The following is an 18,011-nucleotide window of genomic DNA, read 5'->3' on the forward strand; positions in this document are numbered from 1 at the left end:
TTGGGAGTCATTACGTCCAGTAAAGTAAAGACCAGCTGTTGCAAAAAATATAAAAAATGCGAAACCAAGCGTTGTAAAAAATGCCCGTGTTTCGATTTTCTTAAAAAAGTAGCATAAATAAAGCGAACTTAAAAGGTTCGCTTTATTTTTACCTTTTAGCTTAGAAAATATAAGATTTAATAGAGCATAACATAATCGGTTCAAAATCTTATCTTTGCCATCCCAAAACAATATTAGTGAGTCATATTACCCTCTCGCAAACTTTTGCACAGGTTTTGCAAACGCAAAATCTGCGAACTGCTATTGCCCAACCTCAGGACAAGGCTACATCAAAAATACATGTAAAGGGCCTTGTAGGTTCCTCGTTTTCTTTTGTTATTTCAAGTGTTTTTAAGGATGCCGAAAAACCTTTTTTACTCATTTTTAATGATAAGGAAGAAGCAGCACATTACCTAAACGATTTAGAGCAGTTGCTTAGCGATAAGGATGTATTGTTCTACCCAGGAAGTTACCGTAGACCTTATGAAATAGAAGAAACCGATAATGCCAATGTATTACTGCGGGCTGAGGTTTTAAATAGAATAAACTCGCAAAAAAAACCGGCCATAATCGTCACCTATCCCGATGCGCTTTTTGAAAAAGTAGTGACGAGAAAAGAGTTGGAGCGTAATACCTTAAAAGTAACTGTTGGTGATGATCTATCCATAGATTTTATTAACGAAGTCCTTTTTGAATACCAATTTAAGCGTGTGGATTTTGTAACCGAACCAGGTGAGTTTTCGGTTAGGGGAGGTATCGTAGATGTGTTTTCGTTTTCTCATGATGAGCCTTATCGTATTGAGTTTTTTGGTGATGAGGTAGATAGTATTAGAACCTTTGATGTAGAAACGCAGCTTTCTTTAAATCAAATTAAAAAAATTAACATCATCCCCAATGTTGCTAATAAATTTCTGGAAGAAAAGCGGCAGAGTTTTTTAAAATATATCGCTCAAAAAACAGTAGTCTGTTTAAAAAATGCCGATTTACTGTTTTCAAGAATAGATGATTTTTATGAAAAAGCAGAGGAAGCGTTTAAAAACTTGTCAACAGATATAAAACATGCAGCTCCAGACGAATTGTTCTGTAATTCAACATTGCTTAAGCAGCAACTGTTGGATTATTCATTGATTGAGTTTGGTACTACATCATACTTCAAAGAGACCTTTGCGAATGAAGCAAAGCAATCTGTTGTTAATGAAAAGATTACCACGTCGCAAGCTCGTCGTAATGACAAAATTGAATTCAAAACAATCCCCCAGCCGTCATTCAATAAACAATTCAATTTGCTTATTGAAGACTTAAATAACAATCACGACAAAGGCTATACCAATTATATTGCTTGTATTAGTGAACAGCAGGCCAAGCGGTTCCATGATATTTTTGATGATGCCCATTTAGATGTCAAGCAATACACCACTATTATTTTGTCATTGCATCAAGGGTTTATAGACCACGACAATAAAATAGTATGTTATACCGATCATCAAATTTTTGAACGCTATCATAAGTTCCATATTAAAAATGGTTATGCCAAAAAGCAGGCCATTACCCTAAAGGAACTCACTAATTTGGATATAGGTGATTACGTGACCCATATCGACCATGGGATAGGTCGTTTTGGAGGACTACAAAAGATTGATGTTGAAGGAAAAAAACAGGAAGCCATTAAGCTTATATATGGCGAACGTGATATCTTATATTTAAGCATCCATTCGTTGCATAAAATTACCAAGTTTAATGGTAAGGACGGTAAACCACCTAAAATCTATAAGCTGGGTAGCAATGCCTGGAAAACACTTAAGCAAAAAACAAAAGCTCGAGTAAAACACGTGGCGTTTAATTTGATAAAATTATATGCCAAGCGAAAAACCGAAAAAGGGCACCAATACCATCCAGATAGTTATATGCAACACGAGCTGGAAGCGTCGTTTATTTATGAGGACACACCAGATCAAAGCACGGCAACAGCCGATATTAAGGCCGATATGGAAAGCGAGCGCCCTATGGATAGGCTGGTGTGTGGTGATGTAGGTTTTGGTAAAACCGAAGTAGCTATTCGAGCGGCGTTTAAAGCAGTGGATAATGGAAAACAGGTTGCCGTTTTAGTACCTACAACTATTTTGGCTTACCAGCATTACAGAACGTTTTCAAAACGGCTAAAGGATTTTCCCGTAACCGTAGATTATCTAAATAGGTTTAGAACGGCCAAAGAAAAACGACAAACCTTGGAAAGCCTTGAAAAAGGAGGTGTCGATATTATTATTGGCACCCACCAATTGGTTAATAAAAATGTGAGTTTTCGGGATTTGGGATTGCTTATTGTAGATGAGGAACAAAAATTTGGTGTGGCGGTAAAAGAAAAACTAAAGACCCTAAAAGATAATGTAGATGTATTAACGCTAACTGCAACACCAATACCTAGAACACTTCAGTTTAGCTTAATGGCTGCACGGGATTTATCGGTTATAACCACGCCACCACCAAACCGTTACCCTATTGAAAGCCACGTTATTCGATTTAATGAAGAAACCATAAGGGATGCTATTAGTTATGAAATACAACGTGGCGGACAAGTTTTTTTCATCCATAACCGTATAGAAAACATAAAGGAAGTGGCGGGCATGTTACAACGTTTGGTCCCCGATGCCAAAATAGGTATAGGACATGGCCAGATGGAGGGCAAAAAATTGGAACAGCTTATGTTGGCCTTTATGGATGGTGCTTTCGATGTGTTGGTTAGCACTACCATTGTTGAAAGCGGACTCGATGTGCCCAATGCCAATACTATTTTTATTAATAATGCCAATAATTTTGGATTGAGTGATTTGCATCAAATGCGTGGTCGCGTAGGACGAAGCAATAAAAAAGCATTTTGTTATTTCATTACTCCAGAATATTCGGCAATGACCGAAGACGCCAGAAAGCGTATCACTGCTTTGGAACAGTTTACCGAATTAGGCAGTGGTTTTAATATTGCGATGAAGGATTTGGAAATTCGTGGTGCAGGCGATTTGTTGGGTGGTGAACAAAGTGGTTTTATTAATGAAATAGGCTTCGATACCTATCAGAAAATATTAAATGAAGCCATTGAGGAATTGAAGGAAAATGAATTTAAAGACCTGTATCAAGATAGCAAGGAAGATAAAGTGTACGTAAAAGATGTAACCATCGATTCCGATTTCGAGCTGCTATTCCCAGATAGTTACGTTAATAACATAGCTGAACGATTAAACCTATACACACAGCTTAATAATATTAAAACTGAAGAAGAATTGCATACTTTTGAGTTGGCATTAATAGATCGGTTTGGAGAATTGCCACCTCAAGTGACGGATTTGTTAAATAGTGTCCAAATAAAGTGGTTGGCCACAAAAATTGGGTTCGAAAAAGTGGTGATGAAACAGGGTAAATTTATTGGGTATTTTATAAACGACCAGCAAAGTAGTTTTTACCAAAGCCCCGCATTTACCAAAGTATTGCAGTTTGTACAAGCGAACCCCAATAGATGTAGAATGAAGGAAAAGCAAACCAGAAGCGGGTTACGCTTAATGTTAACTTTTGAAAACATAAATACCGTAAAACAAGCTTTAAAAGCTTTACAGCCCATTGTGGTGTAATTATTGTTCTAACAAAATAAATTATTAAAATTGAGACGTTTAGCTGTCATCTTACTTTTACTGCCAAGCTTGCTTTTGGCACAGCATACTATAAGTGGTATATTTTCGCCTGCTGAAGATTATAATGTGGTGCTTCTGTATAAATCAACACCTACGGTTTCAGAGTATATTTCCAGTGCAGAGATAGAAGAAGATGGAGGTTTTCAGTTTGAATTAGATTCTACGGTCACTAAGGGTATGTATAAAATTGTTTATGCCATTCCGCAGGAAGATTACAATTTTGATGTGATTTATAATGCTAAGGAAGATATAGAACTAACCTTTAATTCTGAAACAGGAGTTACATTTGAAAAATCTTTCGAGAATAAATTATTGGCATCTTACACCAATAGTATGGCTATGGTTACACAAAGCTTAGGGAATTATTATAACCAACAGCTTAAGGATACTACAGCGTTGAAAGCCATTTTTAAAACCCAGAAGGAAACCCAGGAAAACTTTGAGAAGGCAGCTAAGGACCATATTGTGTTCGAATTTATTAAAGCGAATAGACCATACATCCCAGAAGGGGATATCGATTTTAAGACTTATGTTAAACTATTGAAAAGCCATTATTTTGATTATGTCGATTTTAATAATGAAATACTTCAAAGCTCTAGTTTTTTAGAAGAGAAAATGTTGAATTACGTTTTTGGTTTGACTTCCAATGAGAAAGATGAAACGGCTAACTATAAAGATAATATAGATGTATTTTGTGAAGTTTTGGAGCCTACAGCTCTTGAAATCAAACGCATTTTGTTAGTCGATTTATGGCAACAAATGGTTGATTTAAATAAAGAACAAGTGGCCAACTATATAGCCGAAACGTATTTAATGGACATTGCTGTAACGCTAAACGACCAAAGTCTACTACATGGGTTAATCCTGTATAAAGATACTTCGATAGGGAGTGACGCACCAGATTTTTTAGTTGAAGGAGATAAGGGTGATGGGAAAACAGCCAAAAAGCTAAGTGAATTAAAAGGGTATAAAAATTACGTTATAGTGTTTTGGAGTACTACGTGTTCGCATTGTTTGGAGCAAATTCCCCAGTTGAGCGCCTTTTTCAAAACTACAGATAACGAACCTACAAAGGTTATTGCCATAGCTTTAGAAGAAGAAGATGCCAAGTGGAAGATTGAAAAGTTAAAACACCCAGAATTTATCCATGTGTATGGTAAAGGCAAATGGGACAACGAGATAGGCAATAGCTATGGGGTTACAGAAACCCCCACTTATTTTATTCTGGATAAAGACAAGAAAATTGTTGCTAAACCTGAAGATATTGATGAGTTGAAGACGTTCTTTGGAAATGAGTAGTTAAAGCGGGTTTCTTAATATAGAAAAGCAAGAGTTCATAGCAAACCTTAAGGTTTAATAAATAAGATTGCTTCGTCTTTCCTGCTTCACTCTTCGCAATGACAAAGATATCAGGGAGTCAAAAATGGTAAAATGCATTTTCTAAATGCTCAACATTAAAAGATTTACCATTTTTAATTATGGCTATGATATCAAACCGTACTTCAAGGTCTAGCTTGTTTACTGTAATGTATTCATCTACAGCTTTTACAAGATTTTTTATCTGTTTGGGTTTTACAAAATCCTGCGGGTTTCCAAAATCGGAAGTCGAACGCGTTTTCACCTCTACAACAGCAAGGGTATCGCCATGTTGAGCAATAATATCAACCTCGGCTTTATCGAAGCGGTAGTTGCATTCTAGAATGTCGTATCCCTTTTTTAATAGCAAATCGACTGCCAGTTGTTCGCCTTTTTTGCCAAGTTGGTTGTGTTGTGCCATTGCTGTACTTTGTGTTTTGTCATTCAGAAGAAGGCCAAAGGTCGACTGAAGAATCTATTACAGTTAGAAAATATTTTAATTCTGAATGGTTAAAATAATAAAAAGTATAGATTTCTTCACTACATTTTATTTATCCCTAAATGATACTACCCCCTAAACAAAAAGAAATCGTCTTTCATGTGTTCAATTTGGGCATCTTCGTTGGTGATAATATAGTCGATAGCTTGGGTGGTAAAATCGTTGCCTTTATTGGTAAGGGAAACAATGTGGTTTTCAATGGCAATCATATTGTTTTTTAGGGCCAGGTCCAACACCGTTTTGCTCCGTACTTTCTGCCAGTTTATATGCTCGTTTAAGTGATTGACATGGCGTTCGCTTTCTTCGGTATGATTTTTTAAATGGAGTAAAAAAGTTAATAACGAGACTTCGGTACGTTGTTGTTTTTCCCGGTACAATACTGCAATAATACCTTTGCTTGGGGCAAAGAGGTAAACCGTTAAGAACAAAAGGCCCAGCATAGAAGTAATAGATCCTGCAATAGAAGCGTCCAGCCAATGGGCGACCCAATATCCAGAAATGGCGGCAAATACTCCAAAACAAATGGCGTAGCCCAACATGCGCTTTAAATTATTGGTCAATAGGTAAGCGCTAGCAGCGGGAGCGATCATTAAAGCAACAACCAGAATGGCTCCTACGGCATCAAAAGCACCAACAGTAGTAACCGATGATACTGCCATAAGTCCGTAATGGATGATTGCTGGTGAAAATCCCAGAGAAGCTGCTAAACCAGCATCAAAAGTACTCACCTTTAACTCTTTAAAAAAGGCAAATAACAAACCAATGGTTACTAATAGGATACCTCCAATAATCCACAAGGATTTAGGGCCAACATCAATACCGGAAATTATAAGCCTGTCAAAGGGTGCAAAAGCCAATTCTCCCAGCAGAACGGCATCGACATCTAAATGGACGTCGTTGGCGTTCTTGGCAATTAAAATAACTCCAATACTAAATAGTGCAGGAAAAACCAAGCCTATGGCGGTGTCTTCCTTAACCAAACCTGTTTTTTGAATGTATTCCACTAAAACCACTGTTACAATGCCAGTAAGGGCGGCTAAAAGAATAAGTAAGGGCGAATTTAAATCTTGCGTGATAAAAAAACCAATTACAATGCCAGGGAGTATGGAATGACTAATGGCATCGCTTATCATGGCCATTTTTCGCAATACCAAAAACGTGCCTGGGATGGCGCAGGCAATTGCCACCAAACTGGCGATGAGTTGGATTTCTATTTGGGCGTTACTCATCATTTTGGGTTTGCTGATTATACAAATTGGCCGCTGTTTTATAACCTTCTTGGGTTAAACTCCATTGATTGCCATCTAGGCTCACATAGTTTTTTCGAACTAATTTTTGAAGTGTCCCTCTAGTGTAACCTTGAAAATTGTTTAAAATTTTAATGGCATGGGGATGTGCTATGTTTTCATGTGTTTTGGCAATATTATACATAAACGAGAGAGTCTTGTGCAATTGGAGGTCCCGTCTGTTTTTTATAAATCGGATTTGCTTAAATAACAAGCCCCGACTGGGTGAAAAGACAAAGGAGACCAGCACAAAAATACTGGCAATAATAACGATGACAGGACCCGTAGATAAATTGTTTTGACTGGCACTCACAGCGGTGCCAAATACACCGGACAAGGCCCCAAATATAGCCGCTATAATAACCATACGCCCAAGGCTATTGGTCCATTGTCGTGCTGCCGCTGCTGGAGCCAATAGCATGGCACTCATTAAAACCACACCAACAGTTTGTAAGCCCAAAACAATAGCCAAAACAATAAAAGTGGTAATTAAAATATCTATAAATTTAGTGTTGAAGCCAAGAGTTTTTGTATAGTCGGCATCAAATAGTAGGATTTTAAATTCTTTCCAAAACAATAGTAATATAAATAAACAAAAACCTGTTACTATGGTCATCATCCAAACATCGCTTTCCACTAGGGTGGCCGCTTGCCCAAATAAATATTTGTCCAGTCCTGCTTGATTGGCATTGGGTTGTTTTTGGATAAAGGTGAGTAACAACATGCCAAAACCAAAGAATAGTGATAAGATAAGCCCTAAAGCTGTATCAGATTTTAGATGTGTCTTTTTTATGATGCCCCTAATCCAAAAGGTGCCTATTAGTCCACTAACTAAAGCTCCCAATAGCAGAATATTACTGTCTTTAGCTCCCGTGATTAAAAAAGCGATGGCTATACCTGGTAATGCTGCATGCGAAATGGCATCACCCAATAGGCTTTGTTTACGCAGCACGGCGAAACTTCCTAACATGCCGGTAACCGCTCCCAATATGGCTGTCCCCAAGGTTATTGTCCTAAGGGTGTAATCTGTAAAGACTAAAGAAAAATATTCTTGTAAATCCATTATTCTTGAATACTTACTTTATAATTGATGCCATAGGTTTTGGTTAAATTATCGTCGTTAAAAATATCCTTAACGGGACCAGTAGCTATTTTTTTAACATTTAAAAAAGTGACCCAATCGAAATATTCTGGGACGGTCTGTAAATCATGATGCACAACAATTACTGTTTTTCCTGCTTTGCGGAGTTCTTTTAGGATATTGATAATGGCTATTTCGGTAGTCGCATCAACTCCTTGAAATGGTTCGTCCATAAAGTAAATGGAAGCGTTTTGTACCAAGGCACGTGCTAAAAATATACGTTGTTGCTGTCCGCCAGATAACTGGCTTATCTGTCTGTTTTTAAAAGGTAGCATGCCTACTTTTTCCAATGCTTCCAAAGCAGCTTTCTTTTCTTTTTGTCCTGGGCGTTTTATCCATCCCAAGCTACCATAAGTCCCCATCATAACTACATCAAGTGCCGTGGTTGGGAAATCCCAATCTACACTCCCTTTTTGGGGCACATAAGCCACAAGAGACCTTTGTTTGTCGTATGGTTTTCCATAAATGCTAACACTGCCTGCAATGGGCTTTAAAATACCCAAAATAGACTTTATAAGAGTGGACTTGCCTGCGCCGTTAGGGCCAACAATAGCCATAAGTACGCCTTCAGGGATTTCCAGATCGATATCCCAAAGCACAGGCTTGTAGTTGTAGGCTACGGTTAAATCGTCTACTTGTACTGCAATAGTTTGTTTCATTTTTTTTGTCATTCCCGCGTGTCACACTGAGCTTATCGAAGCGAAGGCAGGAATCTTATTCATTAAAAGATTACCACGTCGTTTCACTCCTCGTAATGACAGGACTTATTTAAGAGCATTAACAATTGTGTTTACATTATACTTAAACATGCCAATGTAGGTGCCTTCAATGGTTCCTGCACTTCCTAAAGCATCAGAGTATAAAGTGCCCCCAATATCCACATGGTGGTCTTTAGAGTTTACAGCTGCTTGTAAGGCCTCTATAGTTCGTTTAGGTACCGAGCTTTCCACAAAAATGGCCTTCACTTGGTTTTCAATAATAAAAGTAGCCAATTTTTGAACATCTTGAACACCTGCTTCAGTGGCCGTCGATATACCTTGAAGACCAACAACATCAAAACCAAATGCCCTGCCAAAATAATTAAAGGCATCATGTGCGGTGACCAATATACGTTTGTCTTCAGGTAATGTTTCAATAATGGTTTTAACTTCAGATTCTAATGCTGTAAGTTGTTCCAGATATTGTTTTCCGTTTGCTTCAAAAGCTTGTTTGTGTTTAGGGTTTGCTTCAGAAAGTATTTTTACCACATAATTGGTGATGGTTTTCCAATAACTGATATCGAACCAAACATGGGGGTCGAAATTACCTTGAAAAAATTCAGATCCTATAAGTGTTTTAGGGTCTAAAGCATCAGAAAGGGCTACGGTTGTTTTATTTTGATGCTCCATTTTTTCAAAAACTTCAACAAGTTTCCCTTCTAAATGCAATCCGCCATAAAAGATGATGTCAGCATCGGCTAACTTTGTGACATCGCCTTCGCTTGCCTTATATAAATGGGGGTCAACACCACTGCCCATAAGGCCCTGTACATTAATAAGATTACCGCCTATGTTGGTGACTAAGTCGGTAATCATGGTAGTTGTGGTGACCACGTTTAATTTAGAGTTGTCTTTTTTTTCGTTTTTACAACCATAAAGAATCAATATTGTAAGTAATAATACTAGTTTTTTCACCCGTTCAAATTTTTACGAAATTAAGAATAAAAAACATAAGCATATTAACATCATTTTAAAGTGTAGCGTAGCCCTATAAAAATTCGTCTGCCTTGGTTTGGACCATAAACATAGGAGGGATCGAAAGTTAAGGCATAAGGATTGTCTGGCGTAGCTTGTACATTTCCTGCAGTATCGAATTCTACATTTTTATCAAATGGGTCGTGTGACCGGGCTATGATAAACGGATTGCCTTTGTTTGGTGTCCAGTCCAAAATGTTTTTAACGCCGACATAAAATTGCAAGTTAGCATCGGTTTCATAAGTGAGTTGAATATTTTGAATACTCCAAGTTGGAGATTCTTCGCTTCTTGGGTCCAATTCGCCTAACGTAGGCAATCGCATGGGGCCATAAAGATTACCTGTATAGTCTAATGTTAAGTTCGAAGGGTAGTGTTTGTACGAAACAGACCAAACTCCCGTAAATCGTTCGGTTAGGATTTGTCTGGTTTTTACACCATTTTCTTTTTGTGATACATCTTGAAAGGTAGCTCCTGCCGAGGCTTTTATGCCACTTCCCAATACGGCATCTACATTAAGGCTTAAGCCTTTGGTAACTGAACTTCCATCTAGATTTTCATAAATGATTTGGTTGGGGTTGGTATCGTAGTCTGGGATGATGGCGTTTGTAAAATAAGTGTACCAAGCAGAGGCATCTACAGTGAAAATTTGCCCACCTTTGGTATAGATCTTTTTTAAATAATTTAAGTTTATGTTATAAGACTGTTCTGGGTCTAAGGTGCCTTTTATAATAACATCCCTGGAACCGGTTAAAGCGGCGTGTTCTTCAGTAAAAAGATTTACTACTCTAAATCCTGTTCCGGCATTTAGTCTTATAATATCATTGTTGGTTGGTTTGAATCTATAAGCTATACGAGGCGTGAAAATTGAGCCATGTCGGCTATCATAATCATATCTAGCACCTAGTAAAAGATGGTGTTTTTCAGAAAGCTGTATCTCATCCTGTACAAATATGGACGGAATGGTTACTTCGTCTGGTTTTAATGTGGCAGGGGTGTTGTCGTTGTAAAAATTATAACGGGCGGCCAGACCAAATAGCAAATCGTGATGATCTAATTTTTTATCCCATATCAATTGACCAAAGCCAATGCGTTGTTGTGCCATATAGGGCATGTTGCCATAATATGAGTTTTGGTCATGGTCTGAATAGGAAAATTGAAAATTGACAAGTTCAGAAATGGGTAATTGGTAATTTCCAATAATTTCGTAGCGGGAAGTATATATGCTTTCGCCATAAACAGCATCACCGCCCCGGTACTTTTTGTCCCATTGCATTTCGCCTCCCCAACGATCTTCATAGAAGTAGCGTCCAGCTAAAGAGAATAAGCGGTTTTGTTTGCGCTTAAAGTTCCATTTTTGAAATATTGAAATCCGATCCTGTAATGTTACATCGGTAAAGTTATCATTATTGTTATCTATGGCATTGGAGTATTTAAAGTAATTGGCGCCAACTAATACATCGGCTATTTTGCCCACAGAAGATTTAAAACCTAAGTCGAAGTTTGCCTCGCCCCAGCCACTTACAAAATTATCCACAAAGAACAGGGGCGCATTTTCCGGAAGCTTCGTAATAATGTTAATGAGCCCTCCAACAGCCTCACTGCCATAAAGTGAAGATGCAGGGCCTTTAACAACTTCAACTTGCTCGATTAGGGAGTTAGGAATTCCAGATAACCCATAAACTGTGGAAAGACCACTTACAATGGGCATACCGTCAATAAGAACCAAGGTATAAGGGCCTTCTAGGCCATTAATATGTATATCTCCAGTATTACAGACATTACAATTAAGCTGGGGGCGTACGCCATTAACATTTTGTAATGCTTCAAAAATGTTAGGTGTTGGATTCTTTTTGAAGAACGTTGGGGAATATACCTCTACGGGAACGGGACTTTCCAGCCTTGAAACAGCTTTTAATGTTCCAGTAACAACAATTTGTTCTAATGATTCTGATTCCTGTAAGTTGAAATTGAGTACGGTATTGTTGTTTGTTATGTTAATTATTTTGCTTTGTTTTTTGTAACCCATGAAGGACGCTATAATGGTATGGTTTCCTTTTTTTAATGACGTTATATTGTAATTGCCATTTTCGTCTGTAGTTGTGCCAATTGAAGTTCCTTTAATGTAAACATTGGCGTAGGGCATGGGATCGCCTTCGGTAAGGACTTTTCCAGATAATTGTTGAGCACCGGCTTGAAAAATAGATAAGGTTAAAAAAAGTATTACGTATCTCATTATTTTAATTTTTTGCAAATATAAATATAAATTTAGATTAATCTAAAAATTAATTTAAAAGAATAATTAAATTATATTTGTGCTTTAAGTTTAAAGGCATGATTACATTAACCGAAGAGAATTATATTAAGGCCATATATCAGTTGGGTAAATATGGAACGGTAACGGTAAGTACGAATAGTATTGCTGATGCCTTGGATACTAAAGCATCTTCGGTTACCGATATGGTTAAAAAGTTAGCTGAGAAGGATTATCTTAATTATAAACCGTATCAAGGCACTAGTTTAACCCCTAAAGGGAAGAAAATTGCAGCCGATGTGGTTAGAAAGCATCGCCTTTGGGAAGTGTTTTTAGTTGAAAAATTAAACTTTTCATGGGATGAGGTCCACGAAATAGCCGAGCAACTGGAGCATATTAAATCTGAAAAATTAATCAATGAATTGGATAAGTTGCTAGATTATCCAACCCATGATCCGCATGGCGATCCTATTCCGGATAAGTACGGCGATATTAAGAAAACCGACAAAATTCTTCTTTTTAGCCTAACGGAAAATGCCAAAGGGGTTTGTGTCGGGGTTAAGGACACGTCCTCAGCATTTTTAAAGTACTTGGATAAACATAATATTGCCCTTGGCTCTGAAATAAAGGTTTTGTCTCGGGAAGATTTTGATGATTCTATGGTTATTCAAATAGATGGTGTTACCATGAGTATTTCTCAAGCAGTAGCTAACAATTTGTTTGTGAAGGAGAAAGGATGATTTTTTTAAGTAGTCTGGTATTAACCATCTCCAGTTATGATTTTTACACATTTTAGCTTCAATAAAAGGTTTGTGCGAAGTTACTGATTGTTAGTAAGATGTCTTAATTTTAATTATATTGCCCGATAAATTAATTAATCTTATCAAAAAGCCATTAAAAAAGACAGTCCCTTTAGATAAAACCAATAAAAAGGATTTATTTGACTTGTTGTATAATTTGCACTACGATTTATTGTTGCAAATTGTTAGGCAGTATGTGCCTTCAATTGAAGATGCAGAAGAGGTACTTCAAGATGTGTTTATGAAGGTATGGCATAATTTTGACAAAATTGACATGAATAAAAATGTCACAGGGTATTTGTTTAAAATAACTAGAAATACTTGCTTGGATTTTTTAAGAAGTAAACGGCATGCTTTGGCTCTAGAAACAAATTCCCTTCAACAAAAAAACTTATTAAACTTTCATGCTTTAACTAATGATACAGCTTCTACAATAATTAAGAATGAGCTTGAAGCATTAATAAACGAGAGTATAGAATCTCTGCCAGAAAGGTGCCGCTTGGTTTTTATTAAGAGTAGATTTGAAGGCATGAAGCACAAGCAAATATCATCTGAGTTGGATATTTCCAATAAAACAGTGGAGAATCATATTTCTAAGGCAATCAAGCACTTAAAGCAATCTTTAAAAGATTATTTACCTTTTTTCTGATTTTTTTTTACCTAGGCACTAGGGGATACCCTTTCTTTTTTCCGTATTAATAGTGTAAGGTTACCTAAATGAATAATAAAGACATTTTAAAACTAATTAAAGGACAACTTTCTCCAGAGGAAGAAAAGCTTGTTGTTGATTGGTTGCTAAATAATCCTAAAAAAAGGAAGCAATATGAAATACTTAAAGCTAAAGAAGTGGCATTAAGTTTAAGAAAGACCAATAAAACAGCTTCGACTAAAACAAAATTAAACCGATTTTCAAAATATGCTGCTATTTTGCTAATAGCATTGGCATCTACTATAGTAACATGGCAGGTATTATTTAATAATACCCATTTGGATGATGCTAACATAAATGATGCTTCATTGGTTTTGGTAACAACACAAAAGGCCGAGACAAAAGTGATTACCTTGGAGGATAGTACAAGAATAGTCTTGAATTCCAATAGTGCATTATCTTACCCCAAACACTTTAAAGGGAATACTAGGGAAGTAGCTATTAAAGGAGAAGCTTTTTTTGATGTTACTAAAAATAAAGAAAAACCTTTTATTGTAACTACCAACGAAGGCTTGAAAATAAAAGTGCTAGGAACTTCATTTAATGTAAAGTCTTATCCTGAAGACAGGAAAATGGAAACCACCTTGGTGTCGGGAAAAGTAAAAGTAATTGAAGAGCGAAGAAATACCGTTGTAGAATTGTCCCCATCTCAAAAGGCTACTTATATTAAGAAAGAAGACAAAATGATTGTTGAACAGGTAAATACCGTCAACTTTACTTCGTGGAAAGAGGGGAGATTGATTTATAACGAAACCCCAATGCGGGAAGTTATTAAGGATTTAGAGCGCATGTATGATTTGAAGTTTGATGTTGCTTCAGATAAAATTCTTGATTATAAATATAAGGGCGAGTTCGATAATTTAAATATAAATCAAATACTTGAACTGTTTGAAATATCATCACCTATAACCTATAAAATACAAAATAATATTATAAGACTAGACATTGAAAATAAATAGGGTAAGTGTCATCACCACTTACCCTATAAGCTAATTATTTAGCACATTAAGTATTAAACAATTAAAACCAAACAAAAGTATGAAAAAAAACCAACACTTTTTTTCAGGAATCCCTATTCTTCGGATTATGAAAATTTATTTAATCTTACTTTGCGTTACACTTACAAAAATCTTTGCAAGTGAAGCTTATTCACAGAGTATAACCTTAAATGCAGAAAACACAAGAATTAAAAAAATTCTTGCAGAAATTGAACAAAAAAGCGAGTTTAGCTTCTTTTACAACAGTAGTATTGTTAACGTTGGCTTAAAAAAGTCTCTGGCAGTTGAAGACGTAGAAATTAATGATGCCCTAAGGCAGTTGTTTGAAGATACGAACATAGATTTTAGTTTTCTAAGAAATCAAATCATATTATTTCCTAAGGATAGGCCAGAATTAAAATTAAAAATAGAGAATCTATTTAAGGAAAGGGAAGCCAATATTACATCTTCCCTATCTCCAACAAAGGTTAAAGAGTACCTTCATTCTGTACTGCAAACCAGTGTTAGTGGACAAGTTGTTGATGCTAATGGGAACCCCCTGCCAGGGGTGACCATATTGGTTAAAGGTACATCAAAAGGAGCTACCACAGATTTTGATGGGAACTATTCAATTAGTGCCAATAGCCCAGATGATATTTTAGTGTTTTCATACGTGGGTTTTGCCACACAAGAAGTTTCTATAAATGATAGGGCTATAATAAATGTAACCATGTCCGAGAGCACTTCAGAACTTGATGAGGTTGTAATTATAGGATATGGAACTCAGAAAAAGGTTAACCTTACAGGATCTGTTGCGACCATAAAGTCCGATGAAATTGTAAAAAACAGCACATCAAATATTAGTAGTGCTTTATCTGGAAGGTTAGCAGGTGTTATAACCATACAAAGTTCTGGGGAACCAGGCAGTGATGCAGCAAGCATTAGGGTAAGGGGGCTTAGTTCATTAAATTCAAATTCACCATTGATTTTGGTTGATGGTATTCCCAGGTCCTTAAATAATATTAACTCCAATGATATTGAAAATATAAGTGTGCTTAAAGATGCAGCTGCAGCGGCTATCTATGGTATGCGGGCAGCTAATGGTGTTATATTGATTACAACAAAAAGAGGGAAAGGAAAAACCAGCTTTAATGTAAACATATATTCTGGTGTACAAAAGCCTACTAGAATGCCGAATTTTTTAGATTCCTATGATTATGCGACACTTTTAAACGAGGCCAATGCTAATGATGGGGTTGCTGCGGCATATACCGATGAAGATTTGCAAAAATTCAGGGATGGCTCTAGCCCGGACACACACCCCAATACAGACTGGATTGATGAAGTGTTAGATTCATCTTCCTCTATGCATTCCATAGATATCTCTGCCAGTGGTAGTAATACAGAGAATACTATAAAATATTTTACCTCTTTAGGCTACCTATATCAAGATGCCATTTATGATAACAATAATTACGATCGTTTTAATTTCAGATCAAATCTTGATATAGATATTAATGAAAATATGTTATTACAGGCCAATTTTTCGGGAGCTGTGGAAAACAGAAAACGCCCAGGAATAAGCGCCGGAACATTATTTTCAAATCTTATGAGAACCCCTCCAACAGAAGTTAATCGATACTCAAATGGAGGCTATTCCATATTTGCACTAGAACCATCTATTAATAGTGGTGGTTATCGAGAAGAAGAAGATTTTGATTTTCAATCAAAAATAGCCTTGAATATTAAATTTCCATTTTTAGAAGGGTTAAGCCTTATAACACAAGTGGCTTATGATCGTTCGGCTGGTGGAAATAATAATAATAGGGATAATTTCACGGGCAGTGTTACCTCATTTACGGTGCCGAAGACTTATACAGTATTTAATCCTAGTACAGGGGAATTTTCTTTGAGTACGCCTGGTGACAGAGGGGAAACCGCTAGTTTGTCCGAATCGAGAGCAAAAGGATACCAGTTAACAACAGAAGCTATATTGAATTATTCTAAAACGATTAATAAGCATGATTTTGGTGCAAAATTCGTTTATTCAAGAACAGAATCAGAATATAGTATTTTGTCTTCTGGGATTAGTAATTTAACGGGAACGTCAACACCTTTATTTGTAGCAGGAGATGCCGAAACCAGGTCAATTTCTAATGGTACATTTAAAACGGCTATTTTAGGTTATGCAGGGCGTTTTACTTACGGTTATGATAATAAATACTTATTGGAGTTTAATGGAAGATACGATGGTTCCTATAAATTTAGTAAAGCCTCTAGATTTGGGTTCTTCCCTTCATATTCATTGGCATGGAGAGCATCTGAAGAAAAATTTCTACAAGATTCTGAAACCATTAGCAATTTAAAATTAAGATTCTCTTATGGGGAACTTGGAAGTGATTCAGGTGTAGGTGCTTTTAGGTATTTAGAGTTTTTTGGATTTGGAGGACCTTTCGTCGATGATTCTAGTGTTGCTCAAACCATTAGCAGTAGTGGGTTGGCCGATCCTGGAACCACTTGGGAAAAAGCAAAGACTTATAATTTAGGTTTGGAATTGGGACTATGGAATAATGCACTATCTATAGAAGCTGATGTTTATGCTAAAAGAACCACAGATATTTTAACAACGAGATCTTTACAGGTTCCCAGCACTTTTGGAGCATCGTTACCTTATGAAAATATTGGCGTTGTAGATAATAAAGGGTTTGAGATTATTATAAACCATACGGGGCAAGGTAAAGATTTTGACTACTTTACCAACTTTAATTTTGGTTATGCGACAAATAAGGTTGTTGATATAGCCGAAGCCGAAGATGTAGACCCTTTAAGAAGGCTTACAGGAAGGCAAATAAGAGCCCAATCTAGAATTGGGTTCATAGCTGAAGGCTTGTTTTTGACCCAACAAGAGATAGACGATTTAAATGCTGCTGCTCCAGATGGAGTTTACCAAACCCAAAACCCGCAACCAGGAGATATTAAATATGCCGACCTTAATGGAGACGGTAAAGTAGATAATGATGATAGAACATTTATTGGAAAAATTGATGTTCCTGAGATTACTTTTGGTTTAAATCTAGGTTTTAATTACAAACAATTTGACTTTTCTGCATTATTTCAAGGTGCTGCTAATTTTGATATGTACTTATCCCAAGAATCTGCCTGGGCATTCTTTAATGGAGGAAAAGTGTTTGGAAGACATTTAGATCGTGCTCAAATTGGCACCGATGGCAATGTAATTAATTCCAATGCCAGTTATCCAAGATTAACTTTAATTAATAATGCTGTAAACGAACGTTTTTCATCGTACTGGTTAGTGCCGGGAGACTATATTCGTTTTAAGAATGTTGAAATTGGTTATAATTTCCCTCAAGGTGTATTGGATAAATTAGGCATAAACAAATTACGTGTTTACCTTAATGGAAGGAACTTAGCGACTTGGTCAAAAATTAAACATTTAGATCCAGAGAATCCTCAGGCTAGAGGTTGGTTTTACCCCCAACAAAAGGTTTATAATCTAGGCGTTAATCTACAATTCTAAAAAA

At 36.5% G+C, this 18,011-nt stretch carries 12 protein-coding genes; 6 read left to right on the forward strand and 6 right to left on the reverse strand.

What is annotated here, in order from left to right:
• Positions 1-236: 236 nt before the first annotated feature.
• The gene (mfd, locus tag MR062_RS07380) at positions 237-3,656 is read left to right on the forward strand and encodes a transcription-repair coupling factor (protein WP_242203472.1); all 3,420 of its coding nucleotides are present in this window, start codon (positions 237-239) and stop codon (positions 3,654-3,656) included.
• A gap of 30 nt (positions 3,657-3,686) precedes the next feature.
• Positions 3,687-5,015 (forward strand): TlpA family protein disulfide reductase, encoded by a 1,329-nt coding sequence (locus MR062_RS07385; protein ID WP_242203473.1) that lies wholly within the window; start codon positions 3,687-3,689, stop codon positions 5,013-5,015.
• Positions 5,016-5,133: 118 nt separating this feature from the next.
• On the opposite strand, the gene MR062_RS07390 is transcribed toward MR062_RS07385, so the two are convergent.
• From MR062_RS07390 to MR062_RS07415, 6 genes are all read right to left on the reverse strand, one after another.
• Complete coding sequence (locus tag MR062_RS07390) at positions 5,134-5,493, reverse strand: YraN family protein (RefSeq protein ID WP_242203475.1); 360 nt, start codon at positions 5,491-5,493, stop codon at positions 5,134-5,136.
• Between the two features lie 146 nt (positions 5,494-5,639).
• Positions 5,640-6,800 (reverse strand): metal ABC transporter permease, encoded by a 1,161-nt coding sequence (locus MR062_RS07395; protein ID WP_242203505.1) that lies wholly within the window; start codon positions 6,798-6,800, stop codon positions 5,640-5,642.
• Positions 6,793-7,920: a metal ABC transporter permease gene (locus tag MR062_RS07400; RefSeq protein WP_242203477.1), complete on the reverse strand. Its 1,128-nt coding sequence runs from the start codon at positions 7,918-7,920 to the stop codon at positions 6,793-6,795. The genes MR062_RS07395 and MR062_RS07400 overlap by 8 nt, the downstream gene beginning before the upstream one ends.
• On the reverse strand, positions 7,920-8,657 hold the full coding sequence (locus MR062_RS07405; RefSeq protein WP_242203479.1) for a metal ABC transporter ATP-binding protein: 738 nt from the start codon (positions 8,655-8,657) through the stop codon (positions 7,920-7,922). The genes MR062_RS07400 and MR062_RS07405 overlap by 1 nt, the downstream gene beginning before the upstream one ends.
• A gap of 105 nt (positions 8,658-8,762) precedes the next feature.
• Complete coding sequence (locus MR062_RS07410; protein ID WP_242203480.1) at positions 8,763-9,671, reverse strand: metal ABC transporter solute-binding protein, Zn/Mn family; 909 nt, start codon at positions 9,669-9,671, stop codon at positions 8,763-8,765.
• 50 nt (positions 9,672-9,721) lie between these two features.
• Positions 9,722-11,965: a TonB-dependent receptor gene (locus MR062_RS07415; RefSeq protein WP_242203482.1), complete on the reverse strand. Its 2,244-nt coding sequence runs from the start codon at positions 11,963-11,965 to the stop codon at positions 9,722-9,724.
• 101 nt (positions 11,966-12,066) lie between these two features.
• On the opposite strand from MR062_RS07415, the gene MR062_RS07420 reads away from it, so the two are divergent.
• From MR062_RS07420 to MR062_RS07435, 4 genes are all read left to right on the forward strand, one after another.
• The gene (locus MR062_RS07420; RefSeq protein ID WP_242203506.1) at positions 12,067-12,723 is read left to right on the forward strand and encodes a metal-dependent transcriptional regulator; all 657 of its coding nucleotides are present in this window, start codon (positions 12,067-12,069) and stop codon (positions 12,721-12,723) included.
• A 118-nt stretch (positions 12,724-12,841) separates the two neighbouring features.
• Positions 12,842-13,432, forward strand: coding sequence for an RNA polymerase sigma-70 factor (locus MR062_RS07425; RefSeq protein WP_242203483.1), 591 nt, complete (start codon positions 12,842-12,844; stop codon positions 13,430-13,432).
• A 68-nt stretch (positions 13,433-13,500) separates the two neighbouring features.
• Positions 13,501-14,451: a FecR family protein gene (locus tag MR062_RS07430; protein ID WP_242203484.1), complete on the forward strand. Its 951-nt coding sequence runs from the start codon at positions 13,501-13,503 to the stop codon at positions 14,449-14,451.
• A gap of 79 nt (positions 14,452-14,530) precedes the next feature.
• Positions 14,531-18,007: a TonB-dependent receptor gene (locus tag MR062_RS07435; protein WP_242203485.1), complete on the forward strand. Its 3,477-nt coding sequence runs from the start codon at positions 14,531-14,533 to the stop codon at positions 18,005-18,007.
• The last annotated feature ends 4 nt before the right edge of the window (positions 18,008-18,011 follow it).

This window comes from Aestuariivivens insulae, assembly GCF_022662195.1.
Taxonomy (GTDB): Bacteria; Bacteroidota; Bacteroidia; order Flavobacteriales; family Flavobacteriaceae; genus Aestuariivivens; species Aestuariivivens insulae.